The organism is Mucilaginibacter sp. Mucisp73, assembly GCF_059491465.1.
This window is the reverse complement of the sequence record NZ_CP168507.1, coordinates 5,204,944-5,224,111: the sequence shown is the minus strand read 5'-3', so window position 1 is coordinate 5,224,111 and position 19,168 is coordinate 5,204,944. Positions and strand designations below refer to the sequence as shown.

The window sequence follows — 19,168 nt, the reverse complement described above, 5'->3', positions numbered from 1 at the left end:
ATCACTTAGCCAGTGCTTTTTTAAACACTGCTAAACACCTGTCGCGTGCGGCAGCATGATCAACAATGGGTTTTGGATATTTGCTGAAGTCGGCATATTCCGGAACCCATTTTTTTATGTATTTAAGTTCCGGGTCAAACTTTTTGGTCTGGGCATCGGGGTTAAAGATCCTGAAGTACGGCGCCGCGTCGGTACCTGAGCCGGCAGCCCATTGCCAGCCGCCTACATTGCTGGCCATTTCGTAATCCAGCAGCTTACGGGCAAAATAGCGTTCACCCCAGCGCCAGTCAATCAGCAGGTCTTTGCTTAAAAAGCTGGCCACTATCATGCGTACGCGGTTATGCATAAAGCCGGTTGTATTCAGTTCGCGCATCCCTGCATCAATGATTGGGAAACCGGTTTCGCCTTTGCACCAGGCATCAAACTGTTTTTCATCGTTTAGCCAATGGATGCGATCATATTCCGGCCTGAAAGCATGGTCCATCGTATCAGGAAAATGATGTAATATCATCATATAAAATTCGCGCCAGATAAGCTCATTAAGCCAGGTTTTATCATCATGACTGTAGGCCGTACCGGCCAGTTCACGGATGCTTACGGTACCAAAGCGTAAATGCATGCCAATATGTGAGGTGCCTTTAATGGCCGGGAAATCGCGCTGGTCTTTATAATCTTTAATTACACCTTCATAACTTTTGTCAGGCAGGGGCATATTGCTTTTTTTAAAGCCCATTTCTTTTAACGATGGGATAGGAAATGCCTCGGTTTGATAAAGATTTTTAAGATATTTTTTTGTTGGATAGGCCTTTAAATAAAATGGCTTTAGAATACTGTACCATTTACGCTGATATGGAGTGTAAACGGTGTAAGGCTTGCCATCGTCTTTTATAACTTCATCCTTTTCAAAAATTACCTGGTCTTTATAGGTTTTAAGGGGAATGCCACGTTCTTTAAGTTTTGCGTGTACCTCATCATCGCGTTTAGTGGCGTAAGGCTCGTAGTCATGGTTGGTATAAACCCCGGCAATATTATATGTTTTGATGAGCTTGTCCCAGGCATCTGCGGCTTTGTGGTGCAATACCATCAGGCTGCTGCCGTGTTTATGCAGTTCGGCACTTAAGCTTGCTATGGTTTGATGAATGAACGTAACACGTGCGTCGTCTTTGTCTTCAAGTTTTTCTAATATTTCTTTATCGAAAATAAAAACGGGCAAAACCGGGTTCCCGCTTTTGAGGGCATGATAAAATCCCGCATTATCATCAAGCCGCAAATCGCGGCGGAACCAAAATAAAGTTACCGGTGTTTTATGATCCATAAATTTCACTTAATGCTGTATCTATATCAGCAAATTTAAATTTGAAACCGGCGTCTTCAATTTTTTGTGCCGATACTTTGGTACTGCCCAGTACTATACTGCTCATCTCGCCCAATAAAAGTTTGAGCACAAAGCCCGGCACATTTGGCGCCCACAGTGGTTTATGTAATTGTTTGGCAACTGCCTGGGTTAATTGCTTATTGGTGACAGGATTTGGTGCAACCATATTGTAAACGCCGCTAAGGTTCTTATTTTCGATCCCTAAAAGGTACATATTCACAACATCCTGCCAATGGATCCAGGGCACCCATTGTTTACCGCTGCCAATGGGCGAGCCAATATATAGTTTTATAGGTTTTGCAAGGGTTGGTAGTGCACCGCCATCTTTATCCAGTACTACACCGGTACGGAATTTCAAAATTCGAACCCCAAACTTTTGGCCCTCATCAACGGCAGCTTCCCATAGTACACAGCATTGGGATATAAAATCCCCGGCCGGAGCGCTTGTTTCATACATCAGTTCATCTCCACGGTCACTATAATAACCAATGCCTGATGCGGAGATAACTGAAGTAACCTGATGCTGTTTGCGTTTTAGCAGATCATACACCAGCTCAATTGATTTTACACGGCTATCTATCAGGTCTTTTTTACGGGCGTCGGTCCAGCGCTTTTCAGCAATGCCCGACCCGGCCAGATGCACGATGGTATCAATTCCGTCGATACAATGCTCATCAATGATACCTTTGTTGATATCCCATACAAATGTTTTTACCTGCGGATTGTTACCGGCTTTTCTGCTTAAATGACTTACGGTATTACCCTTTGCCAATAATGCTTTGGTGAGATGCGTTCCCAGTAATCCCGATCCGCCGGTTAATAGTATACTTTTGCCCATAATTTTGTCCATAGTGTTTTTACCTGATACGCTATTGCTATGGACTATGGTCTATCGACTATGGTCCCAGCTTTTTCTTTATAATTAACAATCTCCCTTGCCATACCGTTAAATATAAACAGGTGAAAAGGCCACATGGCATACCAGTACAAGCGGCCCCACAGGCCGTTGGGCCTAAAGGTAGCTACCTGACTTAAACTTTGCTTACCATGGCGTTCAATTATTTTAAATTCAAGCCATGCTTCGCCCGGCAATTTCATTTCAGCGTACAGGAGCAGGCGTTTGTTTTCGCGGTCGGCCAGCAAAACCCGCCAAAAATCAATTACATCACCAGGGCTTATATCAATATTGCTTGTGCGCCCCCGGCGCGAGCCAACACCACCAAAGATCTTATCCAGGAAACCGCGGATGTTCCAAATCCAGTCCCAATAATACCAGCCGCGGTTGCCGCCTATAGAAAGCACATTGGTAAACACTTCGTTGGCCGGGCGCTCAAAAGGCATTTTTACTTTGTATTCCTGCGTGCCGTTTTGAGGTACCTTGATCTGGTCCATAAAACCGGGATTAAGGTAACCCTGGTTAAAAGCATCTTTCCAGCTTGATACAATAGAGTTTTGCTCTATCTTCACAAAAGCAAGTTCCAGGCATTCTTCATAAGTCAGGCATTTTCGTGGCACTATATCATCAATGCTATGATCGTGCATTATCGTTTCGTTCTTCATGCTGTTCACCAGGTTTTGGGCAAGGGTATAGCTTGTTGAAGTAACAAAATAAAGCCAGTATGATGATAGTTTGGGCGACAGGAAAGGTATGGTGATCATGTACCTTTTCAGCTTACGTACTTTGGCATAGGTAAGCATCATTTGTTTAAAGGAAAGAATATCAGGCCCGCCAATATCGAAAGTGCGGTTAAACGATTTTTCGTTCAGCATTACCCCTTCCAGGTAACCCAGTACATCGCGGATGCCAATCGGCTGGCATTTGGTGTTCACCCAGCGCGGAACGGTCATCACAGGAAGCTTTTCGGTAAGATCACGAATGATCTCGAATGAGGCGCTGCCCGAACCAATGATAATTGCCGCCCGTAATACAGTTAATGCAGCTTTGCCTTCTTTCAGCACATCCTCTACGTGGCGCCGGGATTCAAGATGGCGCGAAAGATTTTCGTCGTTGGTAATCCCGCTTAAAAAAATAACCTGTTTACAATTGGTTTTATCGAGTGCCTGTACGAAGTTATGCGCCGAGAGGGTCTCGAGCGCTGCAAAATCCTGTGTTTGCGCCATGGAATGCACCAGGTAATAAGCTGCGTCGAGATCTTCAGGAAAAGCTTCGATATTTGATTCTTTAAGCAGATCGCCGGTGATGAGGGTAACCTGCCCGCTGAAATCGCTGTGCTCGTGAAAACGACGTTTATCACGTACCAGGCAAATCGCGTCGTGACCATTCTCCAGTAAAACCGGGATAAGCCGTGTACCTATATAGCCGTTAGCACCAGCAAGTAAAACCTTCATGCATAGTGAAACAACAAAAAAGGCAGGCGGTTTTAAACAACAGTGCCTGCCTTATAATATGTTACCAATTAGTTAGAGCTTATATGTTTATGCTGTCGACAACAACTACTTTGCTGCATAGCGGCTTGGCATATTCTTCGGCAAAGATGATGTGGGTAGGGTCAACCTGGTAAGCCTCCTGAGCTTCGGGCGAATCAAATAAGATCAATAGTGATAAATCATATGAACGGTCAATTACATCGCGGTTGGTATCGGCCGGTATGCCGATATGTATATCGCGGATGTGCGGAATAGGAAGGAGGATGTTAAACCCTTCGATAAGTTTATCTTTATCGGCTTTGTTTTTAAGCCAGAAATGTACATGGTGGACGAATGTGTTTTGGAGTAGAGGCATGGAGAAATAATGTGTTAAGTTGTAAAATTATTTTTAATGCATGCAGCCGGCGTAAACCCTTCCCTTAAAAACAAAGGCTGTTTTAACCTTATCAATAACTTGTAAGGCGCTGTCTGCACTGCTTTTGTTTTCATAAATCCCGGCTACTAAAGTAATCGTTTTTGGGTTTGTATCAAATTGGTAGGTATCAAGATATTCAAGGCTTAACGTTTTGGATGGAAATCTCCGTGGATAATATTCGCCCGCATAAATCTCATCTTTATCCTTATCGGATAATGCAATGAGGTCTTTAGCTTTATTATATCCCCGTTCCATCGTATCAATAGGGATACCGGATAATTTATTCAAGTCAAACATTCTATCCCTGAGCGTATAATAATTGATACCTGTATCGGCAATTAAAATATAATAATTTGCATAAGCAGCCTCGCTATCGGTATTAGATGTATCAATAACCGTTGCTTTAATCTTAGTTGCACTTTTATAGGATGCCGGCAAAACTTTAAGTTTTTTGATTTTAGAAGAATCGATATCTGGTTTTGTATGCTTTGACTTGCAGGCAACTAATGAACACGCTATTAGAAGCAGGTATTGCACTTTCATAAATGGTGACAGGTTTATCCAAATATAGCTAATTATAAACTGGTTCCACTGCAAACTCAGAACTGCCAACTGTTTAATACTCCAACACCACATGCGGCTTAAAAGTATCCGTTTTTACTTTAGCTTTCAGCTCATGCAAGATATTATATAATCCAAAGTTTGTACGGTTTACATAAATAAAGTGCTTTACGCCGCGGGCCTGTTTAAACTCGGGCATTTTAGATATACGCTCGCCAAAACCATACAACTGATCAAAAAACGTAGTTTGGCCAAAATCGAATGTATCGGTAATATATGGCTGCGCGAACAGGCTAATCATCTCTTTATACTGGGTATAATAAAATTCGATCTGCGCCGGGGTATCTCCTTTATGGATCATATCCAGCTGGCGGAATGCCTTGATGGTTTCCTCCTTGTTATCCAGTAAATTGGTTGATGTAAGGGAAAAGAAGGGATAATAAAAATCCTCGGGCATTTCCTTAATGCAGCCAAAGTCAATGACCCCAAGTTTACCTGCTGGTGTGATCATAAAATTGCCGGGATGCGGGTCGGCATGCACGGCCCGGAGTTCATGTTGTTGAAAGTTGTAAAAATCCCACAAAGCCTGACCTATCTGGTTGCGAAGATCCTGCGATGGATTGGTGGCCAAAAACTCTTTCAGGTGTTTGCCTTCCAGCCAGTCCATGGTGATAATTCGCTTACTGCTTAGCTCGGGGTAATAATTAGGGAATACCACATTTTCAAGATTGGCACAGGCATTGGAAAACTCAACAGAACGGCGTACTTCCAATTCGTAATCGGTTTCTTCCAGCAGGCGTTCTTCAACCTCTTTCATGTAAACATCCAGTTCCTTCTCGCTCATGCCCAGCATCCTGAAGGCAAAAGGCTTAACAAGTTTCAGGTCAGACGAGATAGAATCGCCTACACCAGGGTATTGGATCTTAACTGCAAGCTTTTTGCCATTTAGCTCCGCCTGGTGAACCTGGCCTATCGAAGCTGCATTGGTTGAGCGGATATTGAATTTATCAAAAATCTGATCGGGGTTTTTACCAAAATACTTCCTGAATGTTTGCACAATAAGAGGCCCGGAAAGCGGCGGCGCATTGTATTGCGATTGAGTAAACTTATCAACATAAGCCTGCGGCAGCAGGTTTTTATCCATGCTGAGCATTTGCGCTACCTTGAGCGCACTACCTTTAAGCTCACTTAATGATTGATAGATATCAGCAGCATTATCCTCGTTCAACTCCGATTTATCCAGGTCAGGGTTGAATAGCTTTTTGGAATAATGCTTAATATAATTGCCGCCAATTTTAATACCTGTTTTTACAAATTTGGCCGACCGCTGTACTTTGGTAGTGGGTATGCTATTTTGTTCGGGAGCCCCCTCTAAATCTCCTCCGGAAGGGGAGACTTTCTCTTTATCTTCCATATTATTTTAAAATCCCATCTTATCCTTTATCCCACCATTTTGCACCAAAAACTTACCATATTCAAAAAGGTTATCGATAGGTGAGCGTTGAAAAAGATCAAAAGTTACATTAATGCCTTTTTCGATGGCCTCATCGGTTTTCTCAAAGCCTGCCGAGTTATCGTTGATCCAGAAGTTAAGTACGAAGACAAACTGGATCCATAACGCGTCTTTATACTTTTTGGAGAAGTATTTACGATCGCTTAGTTCGGTGCTTTCAATTCCTTCCTTCAAAATCTCATCTGCAAAGCCCTCAAAAAGGTCTTTCAGCAGACTGAATGCCCTGGGCGTAGTAAAACCTTTGGGCTGCTTTTTAATGCTGTAAACCGCGAAGCTGCGGCTGCTTTTCAACAACTCAAAAAAACCGTAAAAAAATGATAAAGCTTTTTCACGTGCTGTATAGCCTTCCCAAACTTCCTGTGCACGGATCTCGGCCAGTGTTTTGGTGGCAAAACCAGCCCAAATGCCCTGCTCAACCGCCTCAAACGAACCGTAGAACTGGTAAAATTCGGCTTCGCTCATTTCATTTTGCTTAGCGAATATATAAACCGACTTAGGCTGTTCGCCTTCGGTTAATACATAATCGATATACGCGGTCTGGATGCTTTCGATAGTTGCCATGTTGATTGGGATTTAAGCCTCACCTAAATCCTCTCCAAAGGAGGGGGCTTTTGAGCTGATATGTTAAAATTGTAAAACCTCATAAATTATATAACTCCCTCTCCATTTGAAGAGGGCTGGGGTGAAGTTATAAAAACTGCTCCACCACCTGTTGCAGCTGCCTGGCCTGTACCACACCGCTTTGGCGCCATTTGCTTTGCCCTTTTTGAAAGATCATAAGCGTAGGCACACTTTGAATACGGTACGCGCTGGCTGCCGCAGGATTTTTGTCGATATCTATTTTGATGATCTTTACCTTATCACCTAACGCTGTTTTAACATCGTGCAGTATAGGTGGCATCATTTTACAAGGCCCGCACCACTCGGCCGAAAAATCGACCAGCACCGGTGTTTCTGATGCTATTATTTCCTGGAAATTTGCCATAAGTATTTTATTAGTTGTTCATGGTTCATGGATGATGGTTCATAGTACGGGCATTATAGTGATGCCTGTTTTCTGTAGATAAGCTAATTGCTATGAACTATTATCCATAAACTATATGCTATTCAAATTTAACCATTAACCCGCGTAAAAGTTTAGTGTTTTAATATCAAAGCATCGGCTATGAAGTATATTTACTTTATGCAAACAAAACTAAGCACTTACCTATTCCTGGTACTCTTTGCGCTCCCTTTTGCGGGTGTGGCCCAGGACGCTGTTATACCGCTTTGGCCAAATGGAGCGCCGGGCTTTGAAAACCGCCGCAACGAGTCAGAGCAGGCTAAGGACTATTGGGTTAAAAATATCCATAATCCATCACTTACTGTTTTTGTGCCGCCGAAGGATAAAGCTAATGGCGCCGCGGTGGTGATATGCCCCGGCGGCGGCCATCGTTTGCTGGTATACACTGCCGAAGGTGTTGATCCTGCAAAATATCTTAATACTTTGGGTGTTACCGTTTTTGTACTGAAATATCGTTTGGGCAGGGATACGCTATCGCCATACAAAATTGATGTACATGCCAAACAGGACGGCTACCGGGCCATGCGGCTGGTACGCAGCAAAGCAGCTGAATATGGTTTGGATACAAACCGTATCGGGATGATGGGTTTTTCGGCAGGCGGCGAGGTGGTTGATATGGTTGCTTATGGCGGGGGTAAAGGTGACCCTGGAGCTGCTGATCCGGTCGATAGGTTAAATGCCCGTCCCTCGTTTTTGATCCAGATTTATCCGGGACCGCTTTATATTCCCGATAAACTGCCCTATGATGCCCCGCCGGCGTTTTTGTTAGCTGCTAATGATGATGTTTGCTGCTCGCCATCGGTAGTAAAATTACTGCAGCGTTACCGGGAAGCAAAAATACCGGTTGAAATACATATTTATACCCAGGGCGATCATGGCTTTAATATGGGTTACCGATCAAAGCTGCAAAGCATCAGCACCTGGCCCCAGCGCATGGCCGACTGGTTGAGCGATAATAATTACCTGCACCCGGCAACAGCCAAAAGGATGAAACTTCATTAAGTACAGTAAAAAAATAGGATTATAAAAAGAGAGGCATATGCATAACTTAACAGCATAGCCTCTTCTTTTAACAATAGCCCTTATTGTACCCCTACGTTCAGGACTAATGTATCTTGTACCAGCTTTCGGTAAAAGCTGTGCATTTTGTAATGAATCTCTCCGGTTCGTATTAATTCATTTTTATACAATTTTCCACTACTTCGGTACGCCGGCCAAATGAATAAGTGGTGTCGTTAACAAATTTGTAACTCAGCGTAGCTGTTTTTACTGTTGAAACCAATATCACGTCTGAAGCGTTATCAACCACAAGTACACCATTTGTATTACTGTTTTGCTCAGGTGCTGATGATGTACTGGTAAGCATCAGGTTAGTATACTTGTCAGGCTGTGTTGATTGGCTTACTGTATAAGTAGTGTTTATCTTCTCATTACCCGAAGATATATCGCTCACCCAGCTTGAACCCGTTTTTAATGCTTCCGAGTTATCGGCAACCAGGTTTAAGCGTGTGCCGGTTATAAACTGATCCTGTTTAAAACCTGCGAATAATAACAGCGTGTCGGTAGCGTATCGCTCATCAGGATCATTTACATCGGTTATGATCCCATTTTTATCAATGGTGAGCGTCACCGATTTGCCTATAAGACTTTGCAGTGCCATCTGGATGTATGAGCTGGTATCGGCAGGCCTGTCTGAGCTGTATTCCATTTTTTTACCAAAGGCATCCATTGTATCGTTGATGTGACTTGTGGTAACAGTTAAAACAAACCCACTACGGGTAATACCTGTAACCTTATAGGTTTTTGATATTGATGATGTTGTATTGATATTGAATGTTTGCTCCCCCCGCTGCAATATACTTGCCGCACTTATATAGGTTGTTTTATTGTACTCATCGCCTTGCTTGAACGTAAGTTCGCGGCGTTGGGCTTTGCTGACGCAGGCTATGAACAGCAATAAAGCTATTAATGCCATTTTTATATTGAAGAGGTGTGTTTTCATTTTTTTAATCGATTTGTATTATCCCCTGTCGCATTGGAAAACTAAATCTAAATCACTGTTTATTAATGGTTTGGTATATGGGTCGGTGGCGGCATGTGCGTAGGCGGTGGCATATGCGTTGGGGGTGGCATATGAGTAGGCGGCGGCATATGAGTTGGTGGTGGCATATGGGTTGGCGGTGGCATATGTGGCCCTGGTCCCGGTGGTGGCGGAGTGGGCGGAATGTTAGGTGGTTTAATCGGTGGCACTGGTATTACCGGTTTATACGGCGGTGGTGGTAGTGGCGGCACTGTGGGTGGCGGAATTACCGGTGGCGGTGGCGTATAAGGAGGTATCGGTGGTGGTACATTCCAATCCGATTGATTGTTTCTGCTTTGGGCAGAAGTCCGCTTAGTGCTTATAATTAAAGTTGCGGACACGACGAATGCTGCTATGATTATCTTTTTCATAGATTTTATATGTTTTAATGAAATAATTAATTTTTGCTGAGAAAGAGTTATCGTCGGCTTAGGGAGAGTGGGTAACCGATAGAGAACACCATATTGGCCTTATCATTGGTATACCGGGTAAGGTTTGCAACCCCCACAGCTAAACTCAAAGGCACGGGGAATGGCCTGATGCCTGCCGAAATACCAAGGTTCATGCCGGTCCATTCGGCATTTACGTTTACATGCTGGATAAGCTCATAGGATATGCTGCCAAATACAGCGGTGCCGTGTTTCCCTCTTCCCACAGCTATATCTTTCGGACTTTTTTCATAAAACCTGCCGCTGCCAATACCAATTGTATAACTGAGCCTTGAGCAGCCTGGCGTTAATGATTTAATAGTTTGTACAGCGTGGCTTACAGCCATATAAAAGGTCGAACCTGATGCGTCTGATTGCCTTACGTTGGCAAACATCTGCAAAGCCCCGGCCGAAATGCTTGTACCTGCAAATAATTTACGGCTTACAATGAAGTTACCTGAGAAATCCCTGAACCGGTGCACATCAGTTATATTTAAACTGGCGGCAAAGTTTATTGCTTTTACAGGGTTGCCAACGCATGCACCCACCGAGGCAATCAGATCGGCTTTGTTGTCCCTGTACACTTCAGGGTAGGTAGCGCCAAGGCCTCCAAACAGGTAGGTGCCGTATCCCCCAAAGCCCGATGGAATTAATATGCCGCCAGGAGCATCGCTTGGGTAAAGCTCATTTTGTGCTGATATTGTTTGCTGGTTGGTTTGAGGGACAGGTGCCAGAAAGTTGTCTATTTTTTGCGTGAGTTCTTTTTCAAACTGGTTTTGGCTATAAGCAGCTTGTGTACTCAAACAAAATGCACCGGTAACACAGCAAATAATTGCCCATATTTTGGTTTTACAGATCATTTTAGTAAACGGATTAGGTGTGTTTTGATGATTGTGATGAACAGATCAACGCCAACAGGCAATGATCTAATGTATGCAATTTACCTGCAAAAAAACAACTGGTAATTTTTTGTTTTTGCGATAGAGCGGCTGGTTTATTAACGGAGCTGCGGGGCTTGTCATAATAAAATTTAACGTGCTGCTGTTAGCAGGCGTTACACCAGAGGTACATGATTGTGGCTTTTTCATTGTGATTTGGATTGTTTTTATATCACAAGTTTACGGAGCCCGTGGAGGGCACACAATACAAAGTAGTTTGTATTTTGGGCTGATTGGGTTGGGAAAGCTTAACCGGGATGTTTTTACAAGAGATACAAAGCAATAACGCCTCCTTGCATTTAGTGCAGGGAGGCGTTATGAAAATTTCTAAATAATGAGCCAGGTTACTTCTTTTCATCAAGTACAACCCATCTGTTCGCTGTATTATTCAATCCTTCAATAACAACCTTATAAAATTTAGAGGGCATATTTTTAACATCAACCAGCACATGCTCATTAGTAACCGGTACAGTAGCTAACAGCTTATAATCATCGGCCTTACCTTCTTTAAAGGTATTATCGGCTGCTACCCAAACCTTAACACTGCCTTTGGGGTCGAGCGCTTTCCAGGTGATATCCAATGAGCCCTGCACATAGTTAGCGGCAGGCTCTGCCACTGATAGCGGACCGATAAGCGAGGTCCCATCCATCTCACGTTGTTGTGCTTCCGGTACTTTTACATTTAAAAAACTATTGATAGAGGGCGTTATATCAACAATACCGGGGGTGTAGAATTTAGCATAGCTATTAAGCGGGCGGTAGCTGGTAACCATCCAGGTTGAGCGCTGGCGGGTGCTTTGACCACCGTGATTTTTACCGGTTGCTTCGTCGCGGCCATGATCTGTTGTGATAAAAATCAGCCAGTCTTCTTTAAAATGTTGCTTCCTGTATTGTATTGCAGTCCAGATCTTGCCTACCTGTGCATCCATTTTTTCAATAGCATCATAATATTGCGGGCTATCGCCGTATTTATGCCCCATATCGTCGGTATATTCCAGGTATATCCATGAAAGGTCAGGAGCTTTATCTTTAATACAATCCGCTGCCGCTGCTGCTACCTGCTCATCTATCAGGTGCATATAGTTCCCGGCTTTATCATGCGGAAATTTAACGGTATCCAGTTCATAACCATCATAAGCAAAATCAGGGTGGATGTTACCAGCTGCGGATAGCCGATCTCCAATTAGCTTGGTGCGGTTATCTGTCCAGCTGCTAAATACAGCTGTCTTTTTGTTGGGATAAGCGTTTTTAAACATCCGGAATATATTCCAGTAATTATAGTTTGGTGCTTTGATGTCGTTGCCCCAAACGTTGTGTTTGTTAACCCAGGTGGCGGTAAGTAAGCTGTTGTAGCCATTTGCCGATATGGTTGGCGTTTGCGAATAACCACCCTTTTCGCCGCCAACATGCGCACGAAGGTAGGTGCCCTGCTTAGCTATCAGTTTCAGGTTAGGGGTATTCAATTTTTCAATAACATCTGCTGGGATGCCATCAGCAATAATAAAGACTGCTTTGCGGGTTTGGGCGGTGGTATTCAGCCCCGCCGATATCAGGAGGAAAAAAGCTGCGGTTTTAAGTAGATTTAGCATCGATATAAGTAAGTGTTTTTAAAGGGCTAAATTACGGTGTTTTAAAAGTACAGGCGTTAAAAAATTGTTATGCTTTTGGGGCCGTTATATTTTTAACATGCTGTAGCGTAAATGATTTACAAGGCGTAATGTAATTATAAACCTATCAGCCATGACGCGCAAACTAACCTTACTTTGTTTTGGGATTTTAGCTATAACCGCCTGTAAAAAGGGAGGTATCAGCCCAGTTAATAAAGATCCGGGTAAAGATCTGGTGCTTTCCGCAACCGAACAACAACAGATTGGACCTGGTAATGCTTTTACCTTAAAGCTTTTCAGCGCTAATGTTAATAGCCTTGACGCGGATAAAAACCTCATCATTTCGCCGTTAAGCGTAAGCTTTGCCATAGGTATGACCAGTAATGGTGCCAGCGGGCAAACCCTTACAGATATCCGCAAAACCATGGAGTTTAGCAGTTTTACCGAAGAACAGGTTAACAGTTACTATCATAACCTCATCACAAACCTCCCCAATCTCGATCCAAATACTACACTTAAAATAGCCAATTCCATTTGGTACGCTCATAATTTTACGGTGCTGCCGGCATTCCTGAAAACCAATACCGATTTTTATAATGCCGAGGTGAAAGCCCTCGATTTTAGCAATGAATCAGCATCTCTAACTACTATTAATGGTTGGGTAAGCCAGCAAACTAACAGCAAGATTCCAAAGATCCTCGATAAAATTTCGGATGGGGCCCGGATGTACCTCATCAATGCTATTTATTTTAAAAGCATATGGAAAACCCGTTTTGATGCAAAAGCAACCTTCAAGGCGCCATTTAGTTTGTCAAATGGCGGCACTGTACAAGCTGATTTTATGACCAATAGCCATGCCGAACTTAAAAGCGCGTATTATAACGGTACAAATGTGGTTGAACTGCCTTATAGCAACAGTAAATACAGCATGATATTGATGATGCCTGATGGAGATATAAAAAGCTTTGCACAGGGCCTCGATTCAAGTAAATGGAATTTACTGATGGGTAAACTCACCGCCGGCAAATCGGACATTACCATGCCCAGGTTTAAATTTAGCTATGATATTACGCTGAATGATATTTTAAAATCATTAGGGATGAGCATTGCCTTTAGCGATATGGCTGATTTTAGTCGAATTAACGGGGTTGGTGGCCTTAGTATATCCGAGGTGAAACACAAAGCTTATATTGATGTGAATGAAGACGGTACCGAAGCCGCGGCAGTAACATCTGTTGGCATAGTGACTACGGCAGCCCCACCAACTCATGTTTTTAATAAACCTTTCATTTTTGCAATACGGGAAATGAAAACCGGGCTGATACTATTTGCAGGGATAGTGAGGAACCCGGCGCTGAGTGAATAAAATGCTCTCCGGGTTTACCCAAAATAGTTTTAATCGCTGCAACATACTTATGATACCAGCTTTAAGTATCCGGTGTTATTTTTAAGCATGGTAATGCCTTGTTTATAAGTCATGTAATTAATGCTTTTTTTTGTTGTTTATCGGGCGTTTTTTGCTGACCTGGGCTAATGTTAATTTTGAAGTTTATCTATTTTGCCTTGAATAATGGCGTTATCAGCAGGTGTTTTTATCAGCGTTAGTGCTTTCTCAAAGTTTAGTTTTGCCTGTTCATTGTCAATGCCGGTGTATAATTCGCCAAGCAGGGTATAGTAAAACTGGTTTCCGGTGAGTTTCAATTTTTCAGCCTCAATAATGGCTTCTTCGGGGCTGTTGGCTTTGGCAAGCGCAAAGGTGCGGTTGAGTGCCGCTATAGGGGAGTATGCTATTTGCAGCAGGCGATTATAAAGCTGCAATATGTTTTCCCATTTTTGTTTGGAATCGTTTTTTTGAGTATGCCAGTAGGCTATACTGGCTTCAATGTGATATTTTGATAATTGAGTACCGGTAGTGGCAAGGTTTAAATAAAAGGCACCTTTGGCTACCAGGTCATAGTTCCAGAGGTTGGTGTCCTGATCTTCATATAAAATTAGTCGGCCGTTTTGATCTGTGCGGGCTTCAAACCTCGAGGCATGAAAATACATGAGCGAAAGCAATGCGTTAACCGGCGGTTTGTTGGTGCCTTCGTTTTCAATAAGCATGTGGCAAAGGCGCATGGCCTCAAAGCAAAGATCTTTACGCAAAACCTGGTTATCACTAACAGAATAATAACCCTCGCTAAACAACAGATAAATAGTGGTGAGCACGTTTTCGAGCCGGTTATCAATTTCAGCCGGACCAGGTATTTCGATTCCTATTTTTTCATTGCGGATCTTTTCCTTAGCCCTGAACAGGCGTTTGTTAATGGTTTCTTTATTGGTCAGGAAGGCTTCGGCCACTTCATCAATTCCGAAACCGCAAAGGATGCGCAATGAAAGTCCGATCTGTGCCTCGGGAGGGATGGCAGGGTGACAGATTGCAAACATCATTTGCAACTGGCTGTCGGTGATGTTTTGGAGCGAAAGATCGATTTCCGGTTCATAGGTCTCCAAGGTTTGGATTTCCGTGGACACCTTGTTTTCAAAAATGCTGTTACGCTGTAAATGATTTTTCGCCTTGTTTTTGGCTACGCTATAAAGCCAGGCGGTTGGGTTAGGCGGGATACCTTTATAGCTCCAGGCTTGGGCTGCGGTAAGGAAGGTATCGCTGGCGATGTCCTCGGCAGTTTCCATCTGATCGAATCCAAAGCGGCGGCACAGCACCGATATTATTTTGCGGTACTCGGTGCGGAATAGATGGGGAATGATTTCGGAGTTTTGCACGGTGCAAATGGAAAAATGTCATTGCGAGCGATAGCGCGGCAATCTCGTAGCTGTGCTTTGCTGCTTTGTATATCTCGCAGGCATAACTACGGGATTGCCACGTCGCGCCGGATACTCTTTTGCCCGAGCTGCTCCTCGCAATGACATCATTTATAAAATTATTTTAATGCACCCCATCATTCTTGGCAACCTTCCGCACTTCAACGGTATTGCCATCGCCCTGCAAAACAGGACAGCCTTTGGCAAATTCCACAGCTTCTTCAACCGATTCGGCTTTTACAGTGATGAAACCGCCTATCGTTTCTTTGATCTCGCCGAAAGGGCCATTGGTAACTACGCCGCCGTGCCCTACAATTTTGGCGTCGGCAAAAGGCAAGCCGGTGCCACTCACAAATTTGTTTTGAGCAGCTATGCCGCCAATCCAGTCCATAGTTTGTTTCATCCAGATTTGGATCTGTTCGGGAGAAGCTATTTTAGTGCCATCCTCGTGCCTGAAAATTAAAACGAATTCGTCCATCTTTTTAAATTTTAAAGGTTAATAAATATATGAATTACACCTCTATATCAAATGGAAATGGCTAAATAGGACAGGGCGGGTAATATTTATTTTGAACTTGAAATGTTCAATTTCGGGATTTCTCTGAACCGGGTAATTTTTTGAATTACGGAATTCATACAATTAAGATGAAAAATTCAATAATGTCTTTCCATCGATTTAATCAGAAAGGCTGTTTTAAGAACGGAAGCGGATACCTGCCATATGGTTAAGGCCCGTGCAGTATGAACGCACAGCCTGGACCGCAGGCAATGCTATGGGTTAGAAAAGCGGCTCTTGCCTATTATCCCAAAAGAAGAGAATATCGATCTGATCTTTCTTTATTTGGTAAAATACAGAACAATTTTTATGAATAAAGCCCTTTCTTATTTGAGCTGAGTTTTTTATCCCTTGAAATATGAGTGGTGATATACTAATTATATCAATTACTTTAAGAGTTCGTTTTTCAAAGTCTTTGACTACTTTAGAACCCCATTGTTCTTGTAATTGCGATTTTATAGCATCAAATGATTCAAGTGCACTTGAAGAAAAAACTATATTATAGCTCATTCAGATATCGTGAGCCGTTTTTTAAATTCTTCCAAACTTATACTGCGTCCAGCCTCAATATCTGCCTGCCCTTTAGCAATACCTTCGATTACATGAGGTGGTAATGTTTCTTCTTCTTTTTTTTCGAAAGGAATATTTAGCGCCTCAAAAAATGCCTTAATAACTTTTTCCTGGGCTTTTGAGGGGTATACAACGTATGCTTCCATATTTAAAGTTATCGCAAAATATCGTCAAAACCAAAAAAGACCATCCGCTTAAGCAGATGGCCTTTTTTATTTTTTGATCCCACACCTTTCAGTGGGCCGGTCGTCTATCAAACTTTGATCTCAACCTCAACACCGCTTGGCAATTCAAGCTTCATCAGGGCATCTACAGTTTTTGAGTTAGAGCTGTAAATGTCTAATAAGCGCTTGTATGAGCAAAGTTGGAATTGCTCACGTGCTTTTTTGTTTACGTGTGGTGAACGTAATACGGTGAAAATTTTCTTTTCGGTTGGTAACGGAAGTGGTCCGCTAACTACAGCACCCGTAGGTTTTACTGTTTTTACGATTTTCTCGGCAGATTTATCTACCAGGTTGTAATCGTAAGATTTCAATTTGATCCTGATTCTTTGGCTCATTGTTATTTTGTTTTTGGGATTTCACCGATTGAATGGTGATTTCACCGATTTTTAATTGATCAACCTAAGAGCTATTTATTAGGTGAGATCATTGGTTATTTATTAATTACACCGATTATCTGTGGAATCACAAACAATCGGTGTAATCATTGAATTTAGTCGATAGCAACTTGTTTGCGACCTTTTGATTTGGCAACAACTTCGTCCTGTACGTTACGAGGTGCATCAGCGTAGTGGTCAAACTCCATAGTTGAAGTTGCACGGCCCGAAGTGATAGTACGTAATTGAGTTACGTAACCAAACATTTCAGAAAGTGGTACCATAGCTTTGATAACCTGTGAGCCGTTACGGGTGTCCATACCTTGCAGCTGGCCACGACGACGGTTCATGTCACCGATAACATCACCCATGTTTTCTTCAGGGGTTAGGATCTCGATTTTCATGATTGGCTCAAGCAATACCGGTTTACATTTTGGCAATGCTTCGCGGTAAGCAGAACGTGCAGCAATCTCGAATGATAACGCGTCCGAATCGACTGCGTGGAATGAACCATCAATCAAACGAACTTTTAAGCTTGTAAGTGGGTAACCTGCAAGTACACCATTGTCCATAGCGGCTTTGAAGCCTTTTTCAACAGATGGGATAAACTCACGAGGGATAGAACCACCAACAATTTCGTTAACAAACTGTAAGCCTTCTTTATTGTCGTCGGCTGGAGAGATAACAACCTGGATGTCCGCGAATTTACCACGACCACCAGTTTGTTTCTTGTAAGTTTCACGGTGTTGGATAGTACCGGTGATAGCTTCTTTGTAAGCTACCTGAGGAGCACCCTGGTTAACTTCCACTTTAAACTCGCGTTTTAAACGGTCCATCAAAATATCCAGGTGTAACTCACCCATACCAGAAATAACTGTTTGACCAGTATCTTGATCTGTTTGTACGCGGAAAGTTGGATCCTCTTCTGCCAGTTTACCTAAAGCGATGCCTAATTTATCAACGTCGGCCTGAGTTTTAGGCTCAATTGCCAAACCGATAACCGGCTCAGGGAATACCATCGACTCAAGAACCAATTGATGTTTCTCGTCGCAAAGGGTATCACCTGTTTTGATATCTTTAAAGCCTACTACCGCAGCAATATCACCTGCACCCACGTTAGGGATAGGGTTTTGCTTGTTAGCATGCATCTGGAAGATACGGCTGATACGCTCTTTGCTTTCTGAACGCATGTTGTACACGTATGAACCAGCATCAAGGTTACCAGAGTAAACACGGATGAAGCATAAACGGCCTACAAACGGGTCGGTAGCAATTTTAAATGCTAATGCTGCAAATGGTTCTTTTACATCTGGTTTAACCAAAATTTCGGCACCGGTGTCAGGATTAGTACCAACAACACCTTTTGAATCAAGAGGTGAAGGCATTAACTCCATTACATAGTCGAGCATGGTTTGTACACCTTTGTTTTTGAAAGATGAACCGCAAGTCATCGGAACGATTTTACCGGCTAATGTAGCCTGACGTAAAGCGTCTAATACTTCGCGCTCAGTGATGGTTGTAGGATCTTCAAAGAATTTCTCCATTAAAGAGTCATCAAACTCAGCAACTGCTTCCAATAATTTCTCTCTCCACTCAGTAGCTTCGTCAAGCATATCGGCAGGGATAGGCACTTCGGTAAAGGTCATACCTTTATCATGCTCATTCCAAACAATACCACGGAAGTTGATCAAATCAACCACACCTTTAAACTGGTCTTCAGCACCGATAGGTAACTGCAATGGGATAGCAACGCTGCCCAACATTTCTTTAACCTGTTTTACCACGTTCAAGAAATCGGCACCGGAGCGGTCCATTTTGTTAACGAAACCAATACGCGGTACGTTGTAGTTGTTAGCCAAACGCCAGTTAGTTTCTGACTGAGGCTCAACACCGTCAACCGCGCTGAATAAGAACACCAAACCATCAAGTACACGTAATGAACGGTTTACCTCTACGGTAAAGTCCACGTGACCCGGGGTATCAATGATGTTCATGTGATAGTTATGGTTGCGATATTTCCAGTTTACGGTTGTTGCAGCCGAAGTGATGGTGATACCACGCTCCTGCTCCTGGGCCATCCAGTCCATAGTAGCGGCACCTTCGTGTACCTCACCAATTTTGTGGCTTACACCAGCATAGTAAAGGATACGCTCGGTAGTGGTAGTTTTACCAGCATCAATGTGAGCGGCAATACCAATGTTTCTTGTATATTTTAGATCTCTTGACATTTTATTTGTTTTGTGATTTCACCTGATCCGTTAATGATTACACCGA

Annotated in this window: 19 protein-coding genes; 2 read left to right on the top strand and 17 right to left on the bottom strand. The window is 43.0% G+C overall.

The genetic code is table 11. The features are described from left to right. Position 1 precedes the first annotated feature (1 nt). From ACEN82_RS21580 to trxA, 8 genes are all read right to left on the bottom strand, one after another. Complete coding sequence (locus tag ACEN82_RS21580) at positions 2-1,315, bottom strand: cryptochrome/photolyase family protein (protein ID WP_413318829.1); 1,314 nt, start codon at positions 1,313-1,315, stop codon at positions 2-4. Further along, positions 1,305-2,225, bottom strand: a complete 921-nt coding sequence (locus ACEN82_RS21575; RefSeq protein WP_413318827.1) for a TIGR01777 family oxidoreductase — start codon at positions 2,223-2,225, stop codon at positions 1,305-1,307. Before ACEN82_RS21575 ends, ACEN82_RS21580 begins: the two co-directional genes overlap by 11 nt. A 32-nt stretch (positions 2,226-2,257) precedes the next feature. After that, positions 2,258-3,724: an SDR family oxidoreductase gene (locus ACEN82_RS21570; protein WP_413318825.1), complete on the bottom strand. Its 1,467-nt coding sequence runs from the start codon at positions 3,722-3,724 to the stop codon at positions 2,258-2,260. Between the two features lie 79 nt (positions 3,725-3,803). Continuing rightward, the gene (locus tag ACEN82_RS21565) at positions 3,804-4,118 is read right to left on the bottom strand and encodes a Dabb family protein (RefSeq protein WP_413318823.1); all 315 of its coding nucleotides are present in this window, start codon (positions 4,116-4,118) and stop codon (positions 3,804-3,806) included. A 33-nt stretch (positions 4,119-4,151) separates the two neighbouring features. Further along, on the bottom strand, positions 4,152-4,616 hold the full coding sequence (locus tag ACEN82_RS21560; protein ID WP_413318821.1) for a hypothetical protein: 465 nt from the start codon (positions 4,614-4,616) through the stop codon (positions 4,152-4,154). 178 nt (positions 4,617-4,794) lie between these two features. Further along, positions 4,795-6,153, bottom strand: a complete 1,359-nt coding sequence (locus tag ACEN82_RS21555) for an ABC1 kinase family protein (RefSeq protein ID WP_413318819.1) — start codon at positions 6,151-6,153, stop codon at positions 4,795-4,797. A gap of 6 nt (positions 6,154-6,159) precedes the next feature. After that, positions 6,160-6,813, bottom strand: coding sequence for a TetR family transcriptional regulator C-terminal domain-containing protein (locus ACEN82_RS21550; protein ID WP_413318817.1), 654 nt, complete (start codon positions 6,811-6,813; stop codon positions 6,160-6,162). Between the two features lie 127 nt (positions 6,814-6,940). After that, positions 6,941-7,237: a thioredoxin gene (gene trxA, locus ACEN82_RS21545; protein WP_090530271.1), complete on the bottom strand. Its 297-nt coding sequence runs from the start codon at positions 7,235-7,237 to the stop codon at positions 6,941-6,943. 198 nt (positions 7,238-7,435) lie between these two features. On the opposite strand from trxA, the gene ACEN82_RS21540 reads away from it, so the two are divergent. Next, the gene (locus ACEN82_RS21540) at positions 7,436-8,317 is read left to right on the top strand and encodes an alpha/beta hydrolase (RefSeq protein WP_495644016.1); all 882 of its coding nucleotides are present in this window, start codon (positions 7,436-7,438) and stop codon (positions 8,315-8,317) included. Between the two features lie 169 nt (positions 8,318-8,486). On the opposite strand, the gene ACEN82_RS21535 is transcribed toward ACEN82_RS21540, so the two are convergent. From ACEN82_RS21535 to ACEN82_RS21525, 3 genes are all read right to left on the bottom strand, one after another. Further along, positions 8,487-9,317, bottom strand: coding sequence for a DUF6263 family protein (locus tag ACEN82_RS21535; RefSeq protein ID WP_413318812.1), 831 nt, complete (start codon positions 9,315-9,317; stop codon positions 8,487-8,489). A gap of 496 nt (positions 9,318-9,813) precedes the next feature. Beyond that, positions 9,814-10,683, bottom strand: a complete 870-nt coding sequence (locus tag ACEN82_RS21530) for a hypothetical protein (RefSeq protein ID WP_413318811.1) — start codon at positions 10,681-10,683, stop codon at positions 9,814-9,816. 422 nt (positions 10,684-11,105) lie between these two features. Then, positions 11,106-12,350 (bottom strand): alkaline phosphatase family protein, encoded by a 1,245-nt coding sequence (locus ACEN82_RS21525; RefSeq protein WP_413318809.1) that lies wholly within the window; start codon positions 12,348-12,350, stop codon positions 11,106-11,108. Between the two features lie 151 nt (positions 12,351-12,501). Here ACEN82_RS21525 and ACEN82_RS21520 point away from each other — a divergent pair, with 151 nt between their 5' ends. Then, complete coding sequence (locus ACEN82_RS21520; protein ID WP_413318807.1) at positions 12,502-13,734, top strand: serpin family protein; 1,233 nt, start codon at positions 12,502-12,504, stop codon at positions 13,732-13,734. Between the two features lie 170 nt (positions 13,735-13,904). Here the strand turns inward: ACEN82_RS21520 and ACEN82_RS21515 are convergent, their stop codons facing one another. The 6 genes from ACEN82_RS21515 to fusA form a co-directional block, all read right to left on the bottom strand. Then, complete coding sequence (locus ACEN82_RS21515; RefSeq protein WP_413318805.1) at positions 13,905-15,131, bottom strand: RNA polymerase sigma factor; 1,227 nt, start codon at positions 15,129-15,131, stop codon at positions 13,905-13,907. A 163-nt stretch (positions 15,132-15,294) separates the two neighbouring features. Further along, the gene (locus ACEN82_RS21510) at positions 15,295-15,648 is read right to left on the bottom strand and encodes a YciI family protein (RefSeq protein ID WP_354486855.1); all 354 of its coding nucleotides are present in this window, start codon (positions 15,646-15,648) and stop codon (positions 15,295-15,297) included. A gap of 300 nt (positions 15,649-15,948) precedes the next feature. After that, positions 15,949-16,236, bottom strand: a complete 288-nt coding sequence (locus tag ACEN82_RS21505) for a type II toxin-antitoxin system RelE/ParE family toxin (RefSeq protein ID WP_274986358.1) — start codon at positions 16,234-16,236, stop codon at positions 15,949-15,951. Beyond that, positions 16,233-16,442 (bottom strand): DUF2683 family protein, encoded by a 210-nt coding sequence (locus ACEN82_RS21500; RefSeq protein ID WP_090530246.1) that lies wholly within the window; start codon positions 16,440-16,442, stop codon positions 16,233-16,235. The genes ACEN82_RS21505 and ACEN82_RS21500 overlap by 4 nt, the downstream gene beginning before the upstream one ends. 107 nt (positions 16,443-16,549) lie before the next feature. Further along, complete coding sequence (gene rpsJ / locus ACEN82_RS21495) at positions 16,550-16,855, bottom strand: 30S ribosomal protein S10 (protein ID WP_022830652.1); 306 nt, start codon at positions 16,853-16,855, stop codon at positions 16,550-16,552. A gap of 155 nt (positions 16,856-17,010) precedes the next feature. After that, positions 17,011-19,122, bottom strand: a complete 2,112-nt coding sequence (fusA, locus tag ACEN82_RS21490; RefSeq protein WP_090530243.1) for an elongation factor G — start codon at positions 19,120-19,122, stop codon at positions 17,011-17,013. Positions 19,123-19,168: the final 46 nt, after the last annotated feature.

What these genes read in the sequence shown, in the direction of transcription:
- ACEN82_RS21500 (WP_090530246.1), bottom strand. Translation starts at nt 16,442, where the DNA reads ATGGAAGCATACGTTGTATACCCCTCAAAAGCCCAGGAAAAAGTTATT.
- ACEN82_RS21550 (WP_413318817.1), bottom strand. Translation starts at nt 6,813, where the DNA reads ATGGCAACTATCGAAAGCATCCAGACCGCGTATATCGATTATGTATTA.
- ACEN82_RS21510 (WP_354486855.1), bottom strand. Translation starts at nt 15,648, where the DNA reads ATGGACGAATTCGTTTTAATTTTCAGGCACGAGGATGGCACTAAAATA.
- ACEN82_RS21505 (WP_274986358.1), bottom strand. Translation starts at nt 16,236, where the DNA reads ATGAGCTATAATATAGTTTTTTCTTCAAGTGCACTTGAATCATTTGAT.
- trxA (WP_090530271.1), bottom strand. Translation starts at nt 7,237, where the DNA reads ATGGCAAATTTCCAGGAAATAATAGCATCAGAAACACCGGTGCTGGTC.
- ACEN82_RS21570 (WP_413318825.1), bottom strand. Translation starts at nt 3,724, where the DNA reads ATGAAGGTTTTACTTGCTGGTGCTAACGGCTATATAGGTACACGGCTT.
- ACEN82_RS21520 (WP_413318807.1), top strand. Translation starts at nt 12,502, where the DNA reads ATGACGCGCAAACTAACCTTACTTTGTTTTGGGATTTTAGCTATAACC.
- ACEN82_RS21580 (WP_413318829.1), bottom strand. Translation starts at nt 1,315, where the DNA reads ATGGATCATAAAACACCGGTAACTTTATTTTGGTTCCGCCGCGATTTG.
- ACEN82_RS21575 (WP_413318827.1), bottom strand. Translation starts at nt 2,225, where the DNA reads ATGGACAAAATTATGGGCAAAAGTATACTATTAACCGGCGGATCGGGA.
- ACEN82_RS21535 (WP_413318812.1), bottom strand. Translation starts at nt 9,317, where the DNA reads ATGAAAACACACCTCTTCAATATAAAAATGGCATTAATAGCTTTATTG.
- fusA (WP_090530243.1), bottom strand. Translation starts at nt 19,122, where the DNA reads ATGTCAAGAGATCTAAAATATACAAGAAACATTGGTATTGCCGCTCAC.
- ACEN82_RS21525 (WP_413318809.1), bottom strand. Translation starts at nt 12,350, where the DNA reads ATGCTAAATCTACTTAAAACCGCAGCTTTTTTCCTCCTGATATCGGCG.
- rpsJ (WP_022830652.1), bottom strand. Translation starts at nt 16,855, where the DNA reads ATGAGCCAAAGAATCAGGATCAAATTGAAATCTTACGATTACAACCTG.
- ACEN82_RS21565 (WP_413318823.1), bottom strand. Translation starts at nt 4,118, where the DNA reads ATGCCTCTACTCCAAAACACATTCGTCCACCATGTACATTTCTGGCTT.
- ACEN82_RS21540 (WP_495644016.1), top strand. Translation starts at nt 7,436, where the DNA reads ATGCAAACAAAACTAAGCACTTACCTATTCCTGGTACTCTTTGCGCTC.
- ACEN82_RS21555 (WP_413318819.1), bottom strand. Translation starts at nt 6,153, where the DNA reads ATGGAAGATAAAGAGAAAGTCTCCCCTTCCGGAGGAGATTTAGAGGGG.
- ACEN82_RS21530 (WP_413318811.1), bottom strand. Translation starts at nt 10,683, where the DNA reads ATGATCTGTAAAACCAAAATATGGGCAATTATTTGCTGTGTTACCGGT.